This is a genomic window from Coleofasciculus sp. C1-SOL-03 (genome assembly GCF_040220555.1).
In the GTDB taxonomy this organism is placed as follows: Bacteria; Cyanobacteriota; Cyanobacteriia; order Cyanobacteriales; family Coleofasciculaceae; genus Coleofasciculus.
The window spans coordinates 12,471-28,475 of record NZ_JAVJUO010000244.1 but is presented as its reverse complement, the minus strand read 5'-3'; the positions used below and the strand labels follow the sequence as shown (position 1 = coordinate 28,475).

Genomic DNA, 16,005 nt, shown 5'->3' with positions numbered 1-16,005 from the left:
CCCGCCCTCCTCACCGATAAATGAACAGCAAAACCCGCCCTCCTCACCGATAAATGAACAGCAAAACCCGCCCGCCTCACAGATAAAATAACACCAAAACCCGCCCACCTAACCGAAATATAAACACCACAACCCGCCCGCCACACCCATAAATGAACAGCAAAACCCCCCCACCTCACCCATAAATTAACACCCCCAGCAAACTGCCGTAAGTGGAGGGCGACCCGACCCCATTGAGCTGATACAGTTGTTCATTTATGCAAGCGGGTCGCCCCTACCCGAGTATCCAATGTAGTCCCCTAAATAGTTGTCTGTGTCAATCTGTGTCTCTCACTATTCAATGTTGTGGAAAGTGCTATCCCATCTGTGTAATCTGTGTTTTTGTCAAGACTTAGTAATAATTTTTATCGTAAGTTTAACAAAATACATGCGTCCAAGGGGATATTAGCAGTGAGACGAAAACCAGAAATTATACAAAGTTCTACGAATATTCAAGGAGTTTAGCTGGGTCAAAATTATTTTGACTTACAAAATACCCACCATAGAGAGTATACCTTAAAATGGTACAATCCCCTCACAATCGCCGAAACCCCTGAAAACTCGTAGCTTTTTCCCAGAACGAGGTAAAAAACGAGCAATTATGACGTTTTGTTAAGACAGTAACCTTATTGGAAAATTTAAACCGTTCTGGATAGACTAATAGTTTAAGTTATTAGAACTTGACAAGTACAGTATAGCTTCCCGATTAATACAGCAAACCCTAAGTACAACTATCCCTTGCTGTATTGACTCCACTCTTTGACAATAAACGAATAATTTACCCCCATTTTCACATAATAAAGCGCATCAAAGCCTTCATCCCAACGCGGTAAAACCAGCTTTTTATGCGTTGCTAAAATCCCCGGTACAGGAATTACCTGTTTCCCGTGGCGTTGAGCATTCCGTCGCTTACAATCCTCTAGAACCGATTGAAAATAATACCCCACAACCCGAAATCGCTTGTCCTTCGCAGGTACGATATAACGAGTCCTATCTTCTGGAGTCGGATTCGTATTATCTACAACAAACCGCTGTTGAGCATCGAGACAAGCTTGAACCAGAATCTTTTCCCGATGCCGAGTTTTGAGCATATCCAAGTTAATCCGGATATGAGTATTATAAAAGCGATCGCGGCAAAATGACGATTTTCCCGATGCCTGAATTCCCATTAAGATAACCGCTTCCATAGTGGTTTTGCTTTATTGCTGCGACAACTCCATAACCCTTAAATTGAAGGGGACTGAAATTTTGGCTGGTGGGCAATGCCCACCCTACGGTAGATCAAGAATTTTGGTGATATAAAAATGCTTACTGAGCGTGCCATTGTCCTGAAATTAGGATGAGAGTGATTGCGGCGAATGATTACGGTATTGATGATAGCGTCGGTAAATCTCAAGATTTAACAAACAAGCCATCAACCAGGTTAATCCCGCCGCTTGTCCGGCTACAATATCTGTGAACCAATGAACACCCAGATAAACCCGACTGAATCCAATCAGGACAATCAAGCCAATAATTAGGCTGACAATCCACCACCGCCAACGGCGAAAGTGGCGGGCTAGTAAATAGCCAATAAAACCATAGATTACCAGTGATAACATGGCATGACCACTGGGAAAACTGGAGGTATTGGGTTCACCTGTGGTAATTTGCCAGAGTTGGGGACGTTGACGATTAAATAACTGTTTAATTAACAGGTTTAATCCCGTTCCACCAATAGCCGTAATCGCTAACGCGGTAAAATAAACGCGCTGTTGTCGCCCCCAAAATATTGCCCCTAAAATTAAGCAAATTAGAGTAACAACCACGGTTCCACCGATAATCGAAGCACCCCGCATCACCCAATCTAGCAGCGGCGAATGGAGTTGTTCTACCAGCAACATGAGCGTTTTGTCAATTGCCTGGGTTTGATCTTCTAACACCTCGTCCGCTATTTCTAGAAAAATCCAAAGCCCCGCAACTGTGAGGATTACCCCGGCAATCGGGATAATAGCCAGCTTCCAGAATAGAGGTTTATTTGCTTGCGATCGCCAAATCTGGATGATAGATGCAATAATTTGGCTTAATTTTTCCTTGAACACCGTTCATTTCCTATCTTATCAAGAAGTTATATTAACCATTCCATTAGAGTATCACCAATAACTGCTCAATCAAACCTGCTTTTCCTAAAATAAGTAATAGTGTAGGGGCAGGTTTAGCCATTTAATTAGGATATCACCAATAACTGCTCAACAAAACCTGCCTTTTCCCAAGACATCATCTCTCAACCCAAGTGGTATTAGTGGATGTCAAAGAGAATTTAAGCGTAACCGAATCAGCATGTCATTCAACGCCTCTTTTGCCGAGGGTGCAGCGGGGAGTTCACTCGACTGACTGGCTTGTTCTAATTCCTCATACAGCCGTTCGTATTCTCCCCGATAAAAGGCTAAATCTCCCTCTTCTATCGGAGATTTTTCCGCACTGGTTAATTTCTGGGTAATTAAATCGGAAATATAGGATAACCTAAATTCTTGATTCAAGTTGAGCAAATTGGCTTCCACTTCACCAGTTTTCATTAAATGAATACCCGTGAGTAAAACCCGATAGACATACAGCAAGGGCTTAATGCGACGCGGACATTCTTTGCCAAACAGTCGCCACTGAGTTCGGGCAAACCCCAAGTAGTGATGGCTGTGGTGGCGAGTGATGCACCCTTTGGCGATCGCTTTTAATTCGTCATGTTCTGGTGTTGTATGAACAATGAGGGGAGAGTACAATTGCTCTAATACATATCCATTCTTTTTTAGCAGCAGCGAAAAGAATTTTTTGATATCGTGACTAACGAGATCCAGTTCCAAGCCATCTCGAATTTGCGACACTTCAATCGTCTCACCTCCGGTTTCTAGTCCGACGACGTCTGGTATCGGTAAAATATGACTACCGCGCAAATCGTAATCCGAATCGGGTGAGGGAAACCCGTACAAATGCGCCCCGCTAATGGTGACAAATAATAGCGGATACGGCTGTTCGATAAGAGCGTCAAGTAAAGCGTTTTTCATGCCTAATCTTTATTACTATTGAAGCTTTCATTCAAATTGATATATCCTGAGTCAATGTTACCTCTCGCTTCAACAGGTCAATTATGCTAACTTGATTTTGGTTGTCCTTTCGGTAGATGACAATAAGTTGCTGTGCGTTTTTCAGGGTAAGACCGAGAATGATCTGAATTCCTGGAATCAATTCTGTATAATTTTTACCACTCACATCAGACATCGCCAGATTGGTAATATCCTTAGGGGAGAGTTGTTTATCACTGTTAGTATATTGGTTGACAACTAAATACAACAACCATCTAATTGTCTGAGACTTTTCGTCACATCTGAGTTCCGGTTTTACTCCATACGGTGCGTTCTCAACTACACCCGTTTCAGTCAATTGAGTTGTTTGCTTAATTAAGTAGTCGTTGGTTGGTAATAGCTTAGTAAATGTAACTGTTTCTTTGTTAAAAAAAATGTAATTATGCGTATTGCTTTGATACCCTATTTTAGAAAATCCACTTTGTTTTTGAGGTTCACTTTGAAGCGGAGCCATCATAAATGAAGTTCCGGATAGGGATTTAAATTTACTTAAGATTAGCTCGGACTTGGGATTTTGTGACATAGGGTTGGAGGGATATAATTTTGACAAAAAACCGAATTTCCAAAAAGACAACAAGCAACAGCTTATCGAGAATAATCCTATCATCAATTTTTTTTACTCCTTATCGTGTTGAGTATAACCTGTACGGCAATTTAGCATTATTTGTCTGGTTATTCTGTAAAATCTTACTATACCGACACTGAATCGACTAAAAAACGCTTTTGTTGATAAGTTTGCTGACAGGGAAATGGCTGTTCAATAAACCAGTGTTTACAGCCATCTGGCGACAGAGACGAAACTTGACTTCCGGCACTTTCAAACGCGCCGTGCATACAAATGTTTCCCTTATGTTCTCGTAAAATTGATGGCGCTGTCTGAATCGAAAATTTGCCTTCATTTAATCGACACAACTGTCTGACTCGCCCTTCTCTGGAATCAATGGATAGGGGTTCTGAATATCCTCCTTCCGCAAAGATGCTGGCAAAATCAAAATCTTCCTCTCCTGTACACCATCCTCGATTCACCGCATAATTAATTATCTCTGGATGGCGCAAATCACCTGAATTGCGAATACTGAGATTATTAGAAATTGAGCGGGTTCCTTGCTGTACTCGTTCAGCTACCCAATACTCGCCAGCGGTTTCTAATACCCAGGCGTCTTGGGCATCTGCCAGAATAAATGAATTATGATAATTCATGGCAAAGTTTTCGGCACAATTGCCGCCTTGTCCATATTCGTTGAGCAAGGAGGTGATGATATGAAGTGCGTCTAATGCTGTTTTGCCGCGTTCTAAGCCTAAGCGGACTAAATCCATGCCTAGCAACCCTTTGGTTTTATCGGGTTCAACTGTCCAAACGGCTTCGTTGCCAATTACAACGCCACATTCATTTGCCCCCATTTCTGCGCCCCACATCCATCGGGGTTTGGAGAGGATTACGGCTAGGGTTTTCTTGACTTGGGGAATTGAGAGATAGGTGCATTGAACTGTTGTGTTTGAGTTGTAGTTTTTGGCGGGAATAGCTACAACATCTTGGATTTCACCCTGGGGGCGATCGCTATTTTTGCCGAAGATAATATCGCCGTTGAGTGTTGAGTTGGGTAAGGCGACAAATGTATCACACATGAGGTTTATTTGTGATGGGATTTTCTAAATAGGTTAGTGGTGTAGAGACGTAGCATGCTACGTCTCTACAAGGTTATGATGTGTGGCAAATATTTTGATATTTTATTCATTAGAGGAAGGGTGGCAAAGGTTTAGGGCGCTAAAGCGCAACTACAAGCGCAACGACGAGCGACTTTGCCTTGCTTTGATTAAGAAGGTGTTGGTTTTTTCATAGTCTGGGCGTTCGGGTAATGCGGTTTTTCTCAAGGCTTGATCAAATTGATGATGTAATGCTAACCGCCAAGCGTTTACTTCGTCCCACGCCATGTCTCCCTGGCGAATCGCTAGCAGTTGCTGTCGATAGTCCTCGACTTTAACTGGAACAAAGCCGTCTTTGAGAATTGTAATCCCTGATAATAACAAGCGGATCAGATGCATGGCGTGTTTTAAGCGAATCTTTCCTTTGGTACGGAGATCTTGCTCCATTTTTTTGAATTGGGACATGACATAACCGTTGTAGGTTTGATAGACTAATTTCGAGAGAAACATTTCTCGCTGATCTAGCAGGTCTTTGGCGATGGGGGTGGCTGTCTCGACTAAGGGTGTATATAAGCATTCTAAAACATTGGGGTTGGCTTTCAGTGCCAAGATTAAAAACTTTTGGAGTTCCCAATAACATTCTTGGTTTTCCTTGTTTTCTAATTGTTCGGGAATACCGTAAAGTGACCAGTGAATCTCAGCAGGCGGTAAGTAAATCCCCCGACGGTCAATATCTGAGGTTTCCTGATCTAAACCAAATGCCCTAGACCCGACAATACAGCGATAGATGACATAGTCGTATAAATTGTAATCACTCAGGCTATCGGCGGCTTGCTGTAATCCTTCGTTCTGAAAATGCTTGCGGATACTAAAGTCTTGTCGATTTAGGGTGATTTCAACGTTGTTCGGTAAACGGATGCGATACGCATGGGAATTATCGGTGGGTGATTTGACGATAACACCAACCGCACCGCGTACACATAAGGGTTCATTGGCAGAATTTTTCACCTCGACACGACTGACAATTTGTGTGCCGACGGGCAGGATTAAGTTAGGATTCATTCTGTGAATGGGGAATGCGATCGCCAGAAACCGATCATTGGTAATCTAATTGTATTACAAGTGTAACTATAAGACGACACACCGATCTCAACCCTAATCGACACAGCGATCGCGGACTGTCCTAAACTAATACCAAACACCGATCACAAATCAGGGTATGGGGCAGAAACGGGCAATAGTATGCGGATATTATGGCAAGGGCAATGGGGGTGATGAGGCGTTGCTGGCGTCGTTGCTACAAATGCTGCCTAAATCGATAACACCACTGGTGCTTTCGGGTAATCCGAACCAGACATATAAACGCTATGGGGTAGAAACCTGCGATCGCACCTCAGCGTTTCGTGTCCTAGACGCCTTTAGCCAAGCCGATAGTTTTATCTGGGGAGGCGGGAGTTTAATCCAAGACGCCACCAGTGCCATGAGTCCAGTGTACTACAGTGGTTTAATGGGATTCGCCCAACAGCAGGGCTTAAACACTATTGCTTGGGCGCAGGGAATTGGTCCGTTGCAGCACCCTCTGACGCGCTGGATGGCACGGCAATGTTTTCAGGGATGTACAGGCGTCAGTGTCCGCGATCGCACCTCAGCCGCCCTCCTCGCCGATTGGCAGGTGTCGTTTCAGGTTGCTCCTGATCCAGTCTGGGCATTAGACTCAACCCCAGTCCCCGGATTGTGGGATTTACCTGCACCGAGAGTTGCTGTCACTTTGCGATCGCACCCCAATCTCACCCAAGAGCGTCTCGCCAATCTCACCCAAGCTCTGATAGACTTTCAGGGGGCAACTAAAACCTGTATACTACTGGTGCCATTCCAGGCATCTCAAGATCTGAGCATCGCCCAATCCATTGCCTCCCAGCTTCCGGATACCCATCAGATTTTCCACCTCGATGACCCCAAACAATTAAAAGGATTGTTTCGCGGGGTAGAAATGGCAATTGGGATGCGCTACCACAGTCTGATTATGGCAGCCGCCCAAGACTGTCGCTGTTTTGCCTTAAGCTATGACCCCAAGGTTGACTCCCTGATGGCAGAACTCGATTTGCCGGGATGGAGATTAACCGACATACCCGATGACCCAAACGCGATCGCGCATACCTGGATCGATTACTATGCCAATGGTAATCCTCTTCGCCGCGATCAAATCCAATCCTTAGTCGATCGGGCGTTGATGCATCAAGATTTATTGGTAGACATCCTTGTCAAGGCGTCATAAAAAAAAGCAGAAGGCAGAAGGCAGAAGGCAGAAGGCAGAAGGCAAAAGGCAGAAGGCAAAGGGGATTTATGCCGATGCTCTTGCATACTCTTCTGAGGCGGTTGTTAAATTCTCCTAGCACAATTTGTAATCTGGCGAGTTTTATGTCTTACTTTGGAAAGGAGTCAAAAACGAGAAAATCTTAACTCACCTTGGCTCTGAGCCATCCCCCAACTTAAAACCTAAAATACTGGTTTATATCAATAACAACTTAAAATTCATAATCCATAGTTCATAATTTGGTTGATTTGTGACCCTCTGGATAAAAAGCCATGAGTGATTCTGACACCCCCAATAAAGAGCCTCTGCCGGAGTCCAGTGAATGGACTGATGAGAGTGCTGAACATACCCCCGATGAGCCAGAGAATCCTGAATCTCAGACGCTGCTGAACCTCTTTCAGATAGCTGACATGAATGAGGATGAACCCCAGCCGGATGTGGAAATCGACCAAACCGTCGAGTCAGACTCCACGCTTAACGTTGAGGCAGAACCTAGCGATCCTGAATCACTCCCCACCCTGGCAGAATCTCGCAACAAAGACGCCGATTGGTTTGCCCTTGCTCAAAAAATGCGCCAGCGCAATCGCCGCTTGCTGGAACAAATTGCCCAACTTCAAAACGCCCTGAGTGAAAAACAGGACGCCTTAAACGCCGAAATGGTGCGATCGCAAGAGCAGGATCATCTGATTGTCCGCCAAGGCGAGGAACTCAATACCCTACAAGACCAATTAACTCGTTTGTTCCATACCCTAGAATCCTCCCATCAAGCCGCCCAACGTCAGCAAATTCTGATTGAAACCTTATCCGAGCAATTACAAAGCTCACAAGAACGAGTCGCCCAACTCGAACGGGAATGCGCCCTCACCCAGCAACGGAATAACGAACAATCCCATCAATTGCTGCAATCTGCCAATACCTGTCGAGAACTGAAAACCCGCTTACACCGACAACAACAACAAACCTTACAATTCAAAGTCGCCCTGGAAAAATGCCTGGAAATGCCGAATCGTCAGGTAAGCGAACCCCAACCCACTCGTCCTAAACGGGATGTAGGTGGTGTTGTCCCCAAAGCCCAACCCATCCAACCGTGGTCCGCTCAACAGGATTTCCTCGCCGACGAATCCTCAACGGATACCGATCCCCTCTGGAATCGTCCCCTCCAGCTTGATTCATTATTGACAACCTCTGGTTCAGATACCGAAGACTTGAGTGAACCCACAGAGTCTCAGTCATCGACAACGCCAATCGACTCAACCGTCACTTCGATTCCCGACAGTACGGCGGCGGAGTTAGAAGCCGAGCGACAACTTTTAGCGGAAATGAACTCCCTGGCGCAAGCTTCAGGCTTATCAGAAGTGACATCCGATTTAACTCAGGAGCCAAACCCGTGGATGCTAGAAGCCGGAACGGACACCGAAACGGTTGATGAATCCGGACTCTCCTCAGCAGAGACTGAGGCGACTGAAGATGAATGGGATGAAGAGAATGAGGTGACTCTCCCTCAACCCAATTGGCCCTCACCCGTCGTTTATCCCCTACGACGCCCGAAAAAAATTAAGTCATTGTCATCAATTGAGTTACCGAGTTTTCCCCGGTATCGCCCTGTCTAGTTGACGCTCCCATCGCTAAAAGCGAGGGATTCTTGAGCTAATCACTGCCCTTTTGGTTGCCCGACTAAGGTCTTACACGATTATGAAAGTTTAGCTCGATCAGAAAGGGAACCGACGACTGTCCGTGTTTCGTCTCGGTTCCCTCGCTGGTTCGCTCCTCACACATTCAGAATCATACCGGAAGAATGTAGAGGTTGTCACGTCTTGTAAGAAAAGTTATTTTTCTATGCCCCTAAGATAAAGAAAACCTTACCTTTGAGCCATGCCCAAGTGCCGAATGCTATAATTAAAGATTAATCATATTTTTATCTCCCTCATCTTCCCCATCTTGATGAATCAGCACCTACAAAGCTCTAGGGGCAGATACACCCAATTTTTCCAGGAGCGATCGCAACACCACCTGGGTAACCCCGATTAACCCCAATCTCGCCTGAGCCAAGGGCAAGTCATGAATCTTCACCTCTCCCCAAATTCGGCAGGATTTGTAAAATTGCTCATAAGCCTCACTGACAGCCAATCCTTGTTTAACCCAACGCTGACAATCGGAAGCACTCATCACATCTAACAGATCGAAAAGCTGAACAATCAAATCCCATTCAGCAGGATGGGTTAAGCGTAGGCGTACCAACTCCCTCTCGGAGTCTCCTGTATCCTGGAGCCAAGGAATTGGATTTGGGTAAATGATCGTAATTGGGGATTGGTGAGTGGTGACTGAAAACAATTCCTCCAAGTCTTCCCCATCTCCCCCATCTCCTGTATCGGTGATCTCAATCAATCCCTGTTCGTCAGCCAAGTGTAAAAGCGAACAGCAACGAGCATGAACATATTGAATCGGAAAAAGCTGATCAGAATCCGGCTGATTGTGTTGAGAGTTTTCTCGGTTTCCTCTTCCTTCTTTTGGGTGAAATTTCTCGTTTAAGTCATTTGGGGACACTGATGGAAAATAGCGTATTTTAAAGCATTCTTGTAAGTAAGTAGCCAAAGCGCGATCGCTGAGTCCCAAAAGAATCCAGCCCGGAGGCGACACTTCCACTGTAAAATTGATACCAATGGCGTCAGTAAACTCTTGAGAAAGCGTTAGCAAGGCGTCGGTAAGCTGATGGGCGATATCCAAGGGAGTCTGTTGCCAAGCCGAAGATAACTTAAGTGCGATCGCTGACCGATAACATACATAATTAGAAGTAGAGACACGGTGTAAAGGTACAGTCTTCGGTGTCAACTGAGCCGCCCTTGGTAAGGTGTTGATTCTGTCAATTGCCTGCCAAAGCTGTCGTTGCAACTGAGATTTGATCCTCGCACCGTTACTCAACAATTTTACCGTAAAAACTCGGTAGTTAGATGTATTTTTAGCTACTTTAAACTCCATGTACACTGAGAGACAAATGGGATCTCCATCCTAATCGATCTATGAATTTCCAACCCCCCACATCAGACCCATCCAGACCATTCTTAACCTGGCAACGGATTCTGGATTGGGCGCAGGAACACTACCGCGATCGAACGTTTAACAAAGATGAGCGAATTCCTACTCGTTCAGGGTTGCTGTATCTCGTGCAGCGAGGCACAGTACGCCTAACGGGTACCACTCAACTGAGTTCCCATGACTCAACAGACGGATCATTATCCCCAATTTTAGAAGAAGCCTTTTTAGGATTTGTCGGTACCGGTCAGCCCTTTGAAATTGTCGCCCAATCGCCCTTTACTCTGTCCGCCTACTCCCATATCGACCAAACCTCAGTTCTCTGGATGTATTGGCATGAGCTAGACAATTGGCCCCACTTCCGGCGTGAGATTTTTAATGCGTTCCGCTATCAACATCAGCGTAAACTCCTATGGTTAAGCACATTAGGACAACGCAAAACTATTGATCGCCTGTTCGGATTACTCACTCTAATCATTGAAGAATTTGGCGAACCGACACCCGATGGCTACTGTTTGCCATTTCCTTTAACTCACGGGCAAATTGGTAGTGCGATTGGTGCAACTCGTGTCACTGTAACTCGCTTAATGGGAAAATTACGTAAGAAGGGATTGATTACTACCTACGGGGATAATTTAATTTGCTTACCCATGCAATCTTATGATTTTGATTCCGATGGTTCAAAATCCAGCTAATCAGTTCTTTGTTATCGTATTAATCGTATAAAAACGAGAGAGTTGAGTATATAGCGATGGTCATAGCCACGAATGTAACTGATAATTTTTCTCTAGACGACTTTATAGCTAATCCTCCGGATCATAGAGAGTGGGTGGATGGGCAATTAATTGAGACAACGGGAATGACAATCAAACATAGTCGCATCCAATCGAGATTAGATGGCTACTGGAGAAATTATATCAGCGAGTCAGGACAAGGCGGTGAACCTCTTGTCGAACTTCCTTGTCGAACATTGCGCCAGGGGCGTCGTCCAGATGTATCTTATTTGACATCCCAGTTGCTCGATCAGTATGGCAATGTAGCTGTATTACCCCAAAGCCCCCCTCTGATTGCCGAAATTGCCTCACCGACAGATACAGCCGAGGACTTATTTGCCAAAGCGACGGAGTATTTAGAGTCAGGGTGTGAAGAAGTGTGGTTAGTATTTCCGGAGACTCGTTGGATTTTAGTGATCACTCAGAATCAGACATTAGCATTTCGTTCCGGTGATGTGGTGAGTACGCAGGTTGTTCTAACCGGGTTTAGCATCGCCGTCGATGAGTTGTTAGCCTAAAGTTCGTAGTTGCGCTCGTAGTTGCGCTTTAGCGCCATAAACGCCGATATCCCTTACTACTGGCGTGACACAGCTAAAATGATGGAATCGATTTTACCATTGAACGCGCACAACCTGCGTCCCTACGGTTTCCGGGCTAATGGTTAATTCATCAAATAAGGTATGCCACGTCACTACAAGCTTGAATAAGATCATTATGTAGTGATTGACGACAAATTTTATACATTCCTGCAAACCTAAACCTGAGAACCAGTCAATGAAAATAAGTAAAATAATTATCAAGGGCTTTCAACAGTTTAATAATTTTCAGTTGGATTTGGTAAACCCCAAGACAGGTAAACCACTCGATAAAATATGCTTTATTGGTACGAATGGAACGGGAAAAACAACGATTCTGGATAAAATAATCAACTCATTAAATAAGTTGCATGGTCATGAAAATCCGCCACAGCCACTGAAAAACATGCCATTCTTCGCTGTAAAATTTTATGCCTCGTCTGGAGATTTTTTTGCTTGCCATCCTCCCTATAGCGGTTCTGGTTGGTATGGTGCTCCAATAGTCTACTATAATGCTGATGTCGAACAGACTGACGAATGGCATCGGTTTGTCACTGTCCAACTCATATATTCAAGTTAGGGCATATTAAAACATTGTACTTCCAACGTCAGATAGAACGAGGTTTTCTATTGGTTGATGAACCCGAAAATAGTTTATATCCGGATCTGCTTTATGACCTAATTGAGCAATATCTCTCAATTATCCAAAACACACAGTTCTTTGTCGCTACCCATAATCCAATTATCGCAGCTCAGAAACCCCTTTTTTGTCCCTGGCGACTAGAAGTCGCAGCTACACAAACAAAGTCCGCCTGCGCGGACTAGCTTATAAAGGGGGTGGCTAACCTGGATTTGGTATCACGGGTTAGTCGCCGCGATCGCACTTTGTCCTTGAGGTGAACCGACATAACCCAGAAAAGCTTGCACCTGCGGCGTTGTAGGTTCTTTGTAGACGTAGTAAAGTTCTCGTTGATAGGGATAATTCGCCGCTTGGGGGGTTAACCCATCGACAGATACAATTCGCACCGTTTGTTGATCCGCAACCTGGGCGTAGGTAGCATAACTAATTCCATTGGTTCCCAATTCTCGCAAAATGGGAGTGGTTGCATCTCGCTGCATTGTGACAATGTTAGGCGTTGTACCAAATTGCCCACCGTTGAGTACCAGTTCTTGAAACGCTTGACGAGTACCACTAACCGGGGGGCGATTAATTACGCGAATCGGTGCTGAATCACCCCCGACTTGTGACCAATTGGTAATCTGTCCTTGAAAAATTTGCTGAACTTGCGTTTGAGTTAAGCCTCGCTGAAAAGGATTTTCCTCACCCACCACGATCGCGATCGCATCTTTCGCTACTGGTACAGCAACTAAGCCTTGGGACTGTTCTTGGGAGGTTAGAGGGCGAGAAATCGCCGCAATATCTACACTTCCGGTTAACAGCGCCAGAATCCCCTTATCTGAACCCCCAGCTTGGGTTTCCACCGTTGTACCTTGAAACTGCTGTTCAAACGCTTGTTTCAAGGCTTGATTAATTTGCACCATACTCGTCGAACCTGCAATCCGGACAACTGTACCACTGGGGACAGTTTGAGGCGGTGGAAAAGTCGTGTTAGGATTCGCGGCTGGCGTTCCTGAATAAGCAGATTGAGTGGGTGGAGATGGATTTTGAGTCGAGTTATTCTCACCTCCCATCAATCCTCCTAAATTCATCCCCGATTGACGAGTAAACCACCAAAAACCACCCGCTAATATAACAACTGTAATGACCAGCGCAGCAATAAGTGTTCCTGTTTCATTCTTCTGTGACATAATTAATATATAGATTTTGGACTATACCCTTAACCAAACCAGCCGTTAATCACCCATCATAATCGTTTCTGGTTCTTTCATAATCCTCCAAAAATCCCTACTCAACACCCACATATCTCTGCGTTCCTCTGCGTATTCCTCTGCGTTCCTCTGCGTTAAAAAATATAATTCCGATACCAATAGATTAAACATCATTTGTCAAAAATAAAATAGACTTAGACCCATTCCCATCCCTCGACACAACTCAGCGCAACCGGACAAATCCCGCGTCGCCAATTAACTCCTGACCCTGATTTGTAAGTAACAATCGCGCATACGCTTCTCCAGCTTGTTCATCAACTTGACCATTTTGTTTAACAATCACAAATAATCGACGAGTAATCGGATAACTTCCCGATTGAAACGCCTGCTTATTAAGCTGATTGCGCTGTCCGGGACATTGGGAAAGCGGCACAAAAGGTTCTTGGTAAGGAGAAACCAGTTCATCAGGCTTACGTCCAATCGGTAAAGATTTTATTGTACATTGAGGCACAACTTCAGGTGCAGAGGCGTAATAAATGCCGCCAGGATTATCCGCTAACGCTCTCAGGGCTTGAGTCGTGGTCGGGATAAACTCAACCGTCGTCCCAAACTCTTCTCCCTCTAAAATATTGTCCACAAAAAACTCAATTGTACCGCCTTCTTCTGGGCGTCTGGAATAAGGGATAATCGGTAAATCAGCACCCCCGACTTGATTCCAGTTGGTAATCTTACCCGTATAAATATCTTTTAGCTGACTAATCGTCAAACCCGGAATTTGCAGGTCAGGATTAACCGCAACGGCGATACCATCAATAGCGACAGGAATTTCTTTGAGAGTAAAGCCGCGTTGCTGGGCTTGGTCATATTCATCTTGTTTGAGTGGGCGCGAGGATTGGGAAAACGCCAATTGGTTATTTAACAGCATCTTAATCCCTGTACCCGAACCCGGTGCGCCTGTTGTCGGATTAGTGTAACGCAATCGGAATTGAGGCCACACGGTTTGAATGGCGGGGTCTACAACTTCACGGATGGGTGCCCAAGTGGTGCTACCTCCATAGCTGAAGAGTCCTTCGGGTACACCTTGCACTTGGGCAAAGGTTTTAGCCTGTGGGGATGATTCGGGTGATTGACGATTGACCTGGCGGTTTGTGTTGATTAAGTCAGACTCACGGCTAAACCACCAAACTCCGCCCCCGACTAAACCGAGGGTAATCAGCAAGGCTAACACTAATACAGTCGTTTCGTTTTTCTGAGACATGCGATCGTGAGTTCAAGTCGCCAAATCACCAATTACCTCTAGCTTACCTGGCAATCGTCAAGTTTTTTCCCATCTCCCTTGTCTCCCTTATCCCTCTAGCTTTCCTAGAGTGACAACAGAGCGCCAGAGTCAGTCTAAATGATTCGTGAACAAAAATGGGACTGAAACCCTTGTCTAGCAAGGTTTGTTAGTTCACAACTGATTTAGACGCCGGATAGCTTTACAAAAACTTTAAACAAATAGAGTATTTACATCGAATTTCTTTATGAAAACTTTACACAAAAGGTCTAAAAGCGAGGTTATGCTGTTATGCAAGTTGAAAAACTTTACAGGTCTTTACAAAAAAGGGGATAATTATGTATCAAAAGATAAAGCTTGCGATCGCGGCGGCTGGTACCTTGTTGGGTGTAGCGACACTCCACGCCAACCCCGCCCAAGCTGCTATTGTTAACTTTTCCGAATTTAGTGAAGGTCAAATAGTTACGGATGAAACGACAGATCAAGGTGTTACCTTCAGCGTATCTCCTGAGGGTAATAGTAGCAGGGAGCTGATGATCTTCGACAGCACATGCGATGGTGGTCCAGCCAGTAACTGCACAGGTGGTGACGACGACTTGTTCTTTGAAAACCAATTCGGCAATGTTCTAATTATCAGTGAAGATAACGATTCGACTGACCCAGACGATTCAGTAGATGGTGGTTTAATAACATTTCACTTTCCCCAGGCTATCTTTCTTAAGAGTATTGCCTATCTAGATGGTGATGAGAACACGCCAGCTACATTCACAACATTTAACGGTAATACTCAAGTAGACTCGTTGAGTGATGTGGGCGCTGGAGATAACCAGTTTATTACAGTGGACGGTTTTAGTAATACCAAAGTAACCCGTCTTGAAGTTGATCTCCCTGGTAGTGGTGCTATCGATGATGTTACCTACGCTGTTCCTGAACCCCTGACTATCTTAGGTTCCAGTATGGCGCTAGGATTTGGGGCTTTGTTTAAGAAACAACAATCGAAAAAGCAAAAGAAAAATTAGCTCAAAAGCCAATATAACCAACTAGCCATCTGGATGTTTGATCTGTGGCTTGATCAAGGAGGAGTAAGCCTACCCTCCTTTTTGATTGGAAATAAATATGGACAATGATTCCCTACCAGTAGGGGTTTGATACCAGTAGGGGTTTGATAACCAAACCCCTACTCTCGGTGGGGTCAAATTTTTCCACTTGGCTGGGTTGGTGGAGACGGAAACGTTTTGAGTTGTCAGGTAAGTGGGGGTTGACACCCTCTCACCCGTCTAAATGATTCGTAAAAAAAATGGGAATGAAACCATTGTCTAGCAAGGTAAGTTATTTCACAACTGATTTATACGCCTTATAGCTTTACAAAAACTTTAAACAAATAGAGTATTTACACTGAATTTCTTTA

17 protein-coding genes are annotated in these 16,005 nt (G+C 44.7%); 8 read left to right on the top strand and 9 right to left on the bottom strand.

Features of this window, described 5'->3' with window-relative positions; translation table 11 throughout:
• Positions 1 to 770: 770 nt before the first annotated feature.
• The 6 genes from RIE73_RS36675 to RIE73_RS36650 form a co-directional block, all read right to left on the bottom strand.
• Positions 771 to 1,226 carry an AAA family ATPase gene (locus tag RIE73_RS36675; RefSeq protein WP_446405857.1) on the bottom strand — a complete coding sequence of 152 codons (456 nt, stop codon included), beginning with the start codon at positions 1,224 to 1,226 and terminating at the stop codon, positions 771 to 773.
• Positions 1,227 to 1,373: 147 nt separating this feature from the next.
• Complete coding sequence (locus RIE73_RS36670; RefSeq protein ID WP_446405856.1) at positions 1,374 to 2,120, bottom strand: phosphatase PAP2 family protein; 747 nt, start codon at positions 2,118 to 2,120, stop codon at positions 1,374 to 1,376.
• 207 nt (positions 2,121 to 2,327) lie between these two features.
• Complete coding sequence (locus RIE73_RS36665) at positions 2,328 to 3,077, bottom strand: nucleotidyltransferase domain-containing protein (RefSeq protein WP_446405855.1); 750 nt, start codon at positions 3,075 to 3,077, stop codon at positions 2,328 to 2,330.
• A 31-nt stretch (positions 3,078 to 3,108) separates the two neighbouring features.
• Positions 3,109 to 3,612, bottom strand: a complete 504-nt coding sequence (locus tag RIE73_RS36660; RefSeq protein WP_446405854.1) for a hypothetical protein — start codon at positions 3,610 to 3,612, stop codon at positions 3,109 to 3,111.
• A gap of 233 nt (positions 3,613 to 3,845) precedes the next feature.
• On the bottom strand, positions 3,846 to 4,781 hold the full coding sequence (locus RIE73_RS36655) for a C69 family dipeptidase (RefSeq protein ID WP_446405853.1): 936 nt from the start codon (positions 4,779 to 4,781) through the stop codon (positions 3,846 to 3,848).
• A gap of 150 nt (positions 4,782 to 4,931) precedes the next feature.
• Positions 4,932 to 5,861: a nucleotidyltransferase domain-containing protein gene (locus RIE73_RS36650; protein WP_446405852.1), complete on the bottom strand. Its 930-nt coding sequence runs from the start codon at positions 5,859 to 5,861 to the stop codon at positions 4,932 to 4,934.
• Positions 5,862 to 6,018: 157 nt separating this feature from the next.
• Between RIE73_RS36650 and csaB the strand changes: the two genes are divergently transcribed.
• The 3 genes from csaB to RIE73_RS36635 all read left to right on the top strand — a co-directional run bounded on the left by csaB (position 6,019) and on the right by RIE73_RS36635 (position 8,723).
• Positions 6,019 to 7,074: a polysaccharide pyruvyl transferase CsaB gene (gene csaB, locus RIE73_RS36645; protein WP_446405851.1), complete on the top strand. Its 1,056-nt coding sequence runs from the start codon at positions 6,019 to 6,021 to the stop codon at positions 7,072 to 7,074.
• Positions 7,058 to 7,192: a hypothetical protein gene (locus tag RIE73_RS36640; RefSeq protein ID WP_446405850.1), complete on the top strand. Its 135-nt coding sequence runs from the start codon at positions 7,058 to 7,060 to the stop codon at positions 7,190 to 7,192. Before csaB ends, RIE73_RS36640 begins: the two co-directional genes overlap by 17 nt.
• Before the next feature lie 193 nt (positions 7,193 to 7,385).
• On the top strand, positions 7,386 to 8,723 hold the full coding sequence (locus tag RIE73_RS36635; protein WP_446405849.1) for a hypothetical protein: 1,338 nt from the start codon (positions 7,386 to 7,388) through the stop codon (positions 8,721 to 8,723).
• A 343-nt stretch (positions 8,724 to 9,066) separates the two neighbouring features.
• Here RIE73_RS36635 and RIE73_RS36630 read toward each other — a convergent pair whose 3' ends face one another.
• Complete coding sequence (locus tag RIE73_RS36630; RefSeq protein WP_446405848.1) at positions 9,067 to 10,089, bottom strand: DALR anticodon-binding domain-containing protein; 1,023 nt, start codon at positions 10,087 to 10,089, stop codon at positions 9,067 to 9,069.
• A 41-nt stretch (positions 10,090 to 10,130) separates the two neighbouring features.
• On the opposite strand from RIE73_RS36630, the gene RIE73_RS36625 reads away from it, so the two are divergent.
• The 4 genes from RIE73_RS36625 to RIE73_RS36610 all read left to right on the top strand — a co-directional run bounded on the left by RIE73_RS36625 (position 10,131) and on the right by RIE73_RS36610 (position 12,316).
• A complete protein-coding gene (locus RIE73_RS36625) occupies positions 10,131 to 10,838 on the top strand; it encodes a Crp/Fnr family transcriptional regulator (protein ID WP_446405847.1) in 708 nt (235 codons plus the stop codon).
• A 56-nt stretch (positions 10,839 to 10,894) separates the two neighbouring features.
• Positions 10,895 to 11,434: a Uma2 family endonuclease gene (locus RIE73_RS36620; protein WP_446405846.1), complete on the top strand. Its 540-nt coding sequence runs from the start codon at positions 10,895 to 10,897 to the stop codon at positions 11,432 to 11,434.
• A 256-nt stretch (positions 11,435 to 11,690) separates the two neighbouring features.
• Positions 11,691 to 12,071 carry an AAA family ATPase gene (locus RIE73_RS36615; RefSeq protein WP_446405845.1) on the top strand — a complete coding sequence of 127 codons (381 nt, stop codon included), beginning with the start codon at positions 11,691 to 11,693 and terminating at the stop codon, positions 12,069 to 12,071.
• The gene (locus RIE73_RS36610; protein WP_446405844.1) at positions 12,029 to 12,316 is read left to right on the top strand and encodes an AAA family ATPase; all 288 of its coding nucleotides are present in this window, start codon (positions 12,029 to 12,031) and stop codon (positions 12,314 to 12,316) included. Before RIE73_RS36615 ends, RIE73_RS36610 begins: the two co-directional genes overlap by 43 nt.
• A 33-nt stretch (positions 12,317 to 12,349) precedes the next feature.
• On the opposite strand, the gene RIE73_RS36605 is transcribed toward RIE73_RS36610, so the two are convergent.
• Together RIE73_RS36605 and RIE73_RS36600 are read right to left on the bottom strand one after the other, a co-directional pair.
• On the bottom strand, positions 12,350 to 13,300 hold the full coding sequence (locus tag RIE73_RS36605) for a phosphate ABC transporter substrate-binding protein (RefSeq protein WP_446405843.1): 951 nt from the start codon (positions 13,298 to 13,300) through the stop codon (positions 12,350 to 12,352).
• 244 nt (positions 13,301 to 13,544) lie between these two features.
• Positions 13,545 to 14,579: a PstS family phosphate ABC transporter substrate-binding protein gene (locus tag RIE73_RS36600; protein WP_446405842.1), complete on the bottom strand. Its 1,035-nt coding sequence runs from the start codon at positions 14,577 to 14,579 to the stop codon at positions 13,545 to 13,547.
• Between the two features lie 356 nt (positions 14,580 to 14,935).
• On the opposite strand from RIE73_RS36600, the gene RIE73_RS36595 reads away from it, so the two are divergent.
• Entirely contained in the window at positions 14,936 to 15,616 is a 681-nt protein-coding gene (locus tag RIE73_RS36595; protein ID WP_446405841.1) for a PEP-CTERM sorting domain-containing protein, read from the top strand.
• The last annotated feature ends 389 nt before the right edge of the window (positions 15,617 to 16,005 follow it).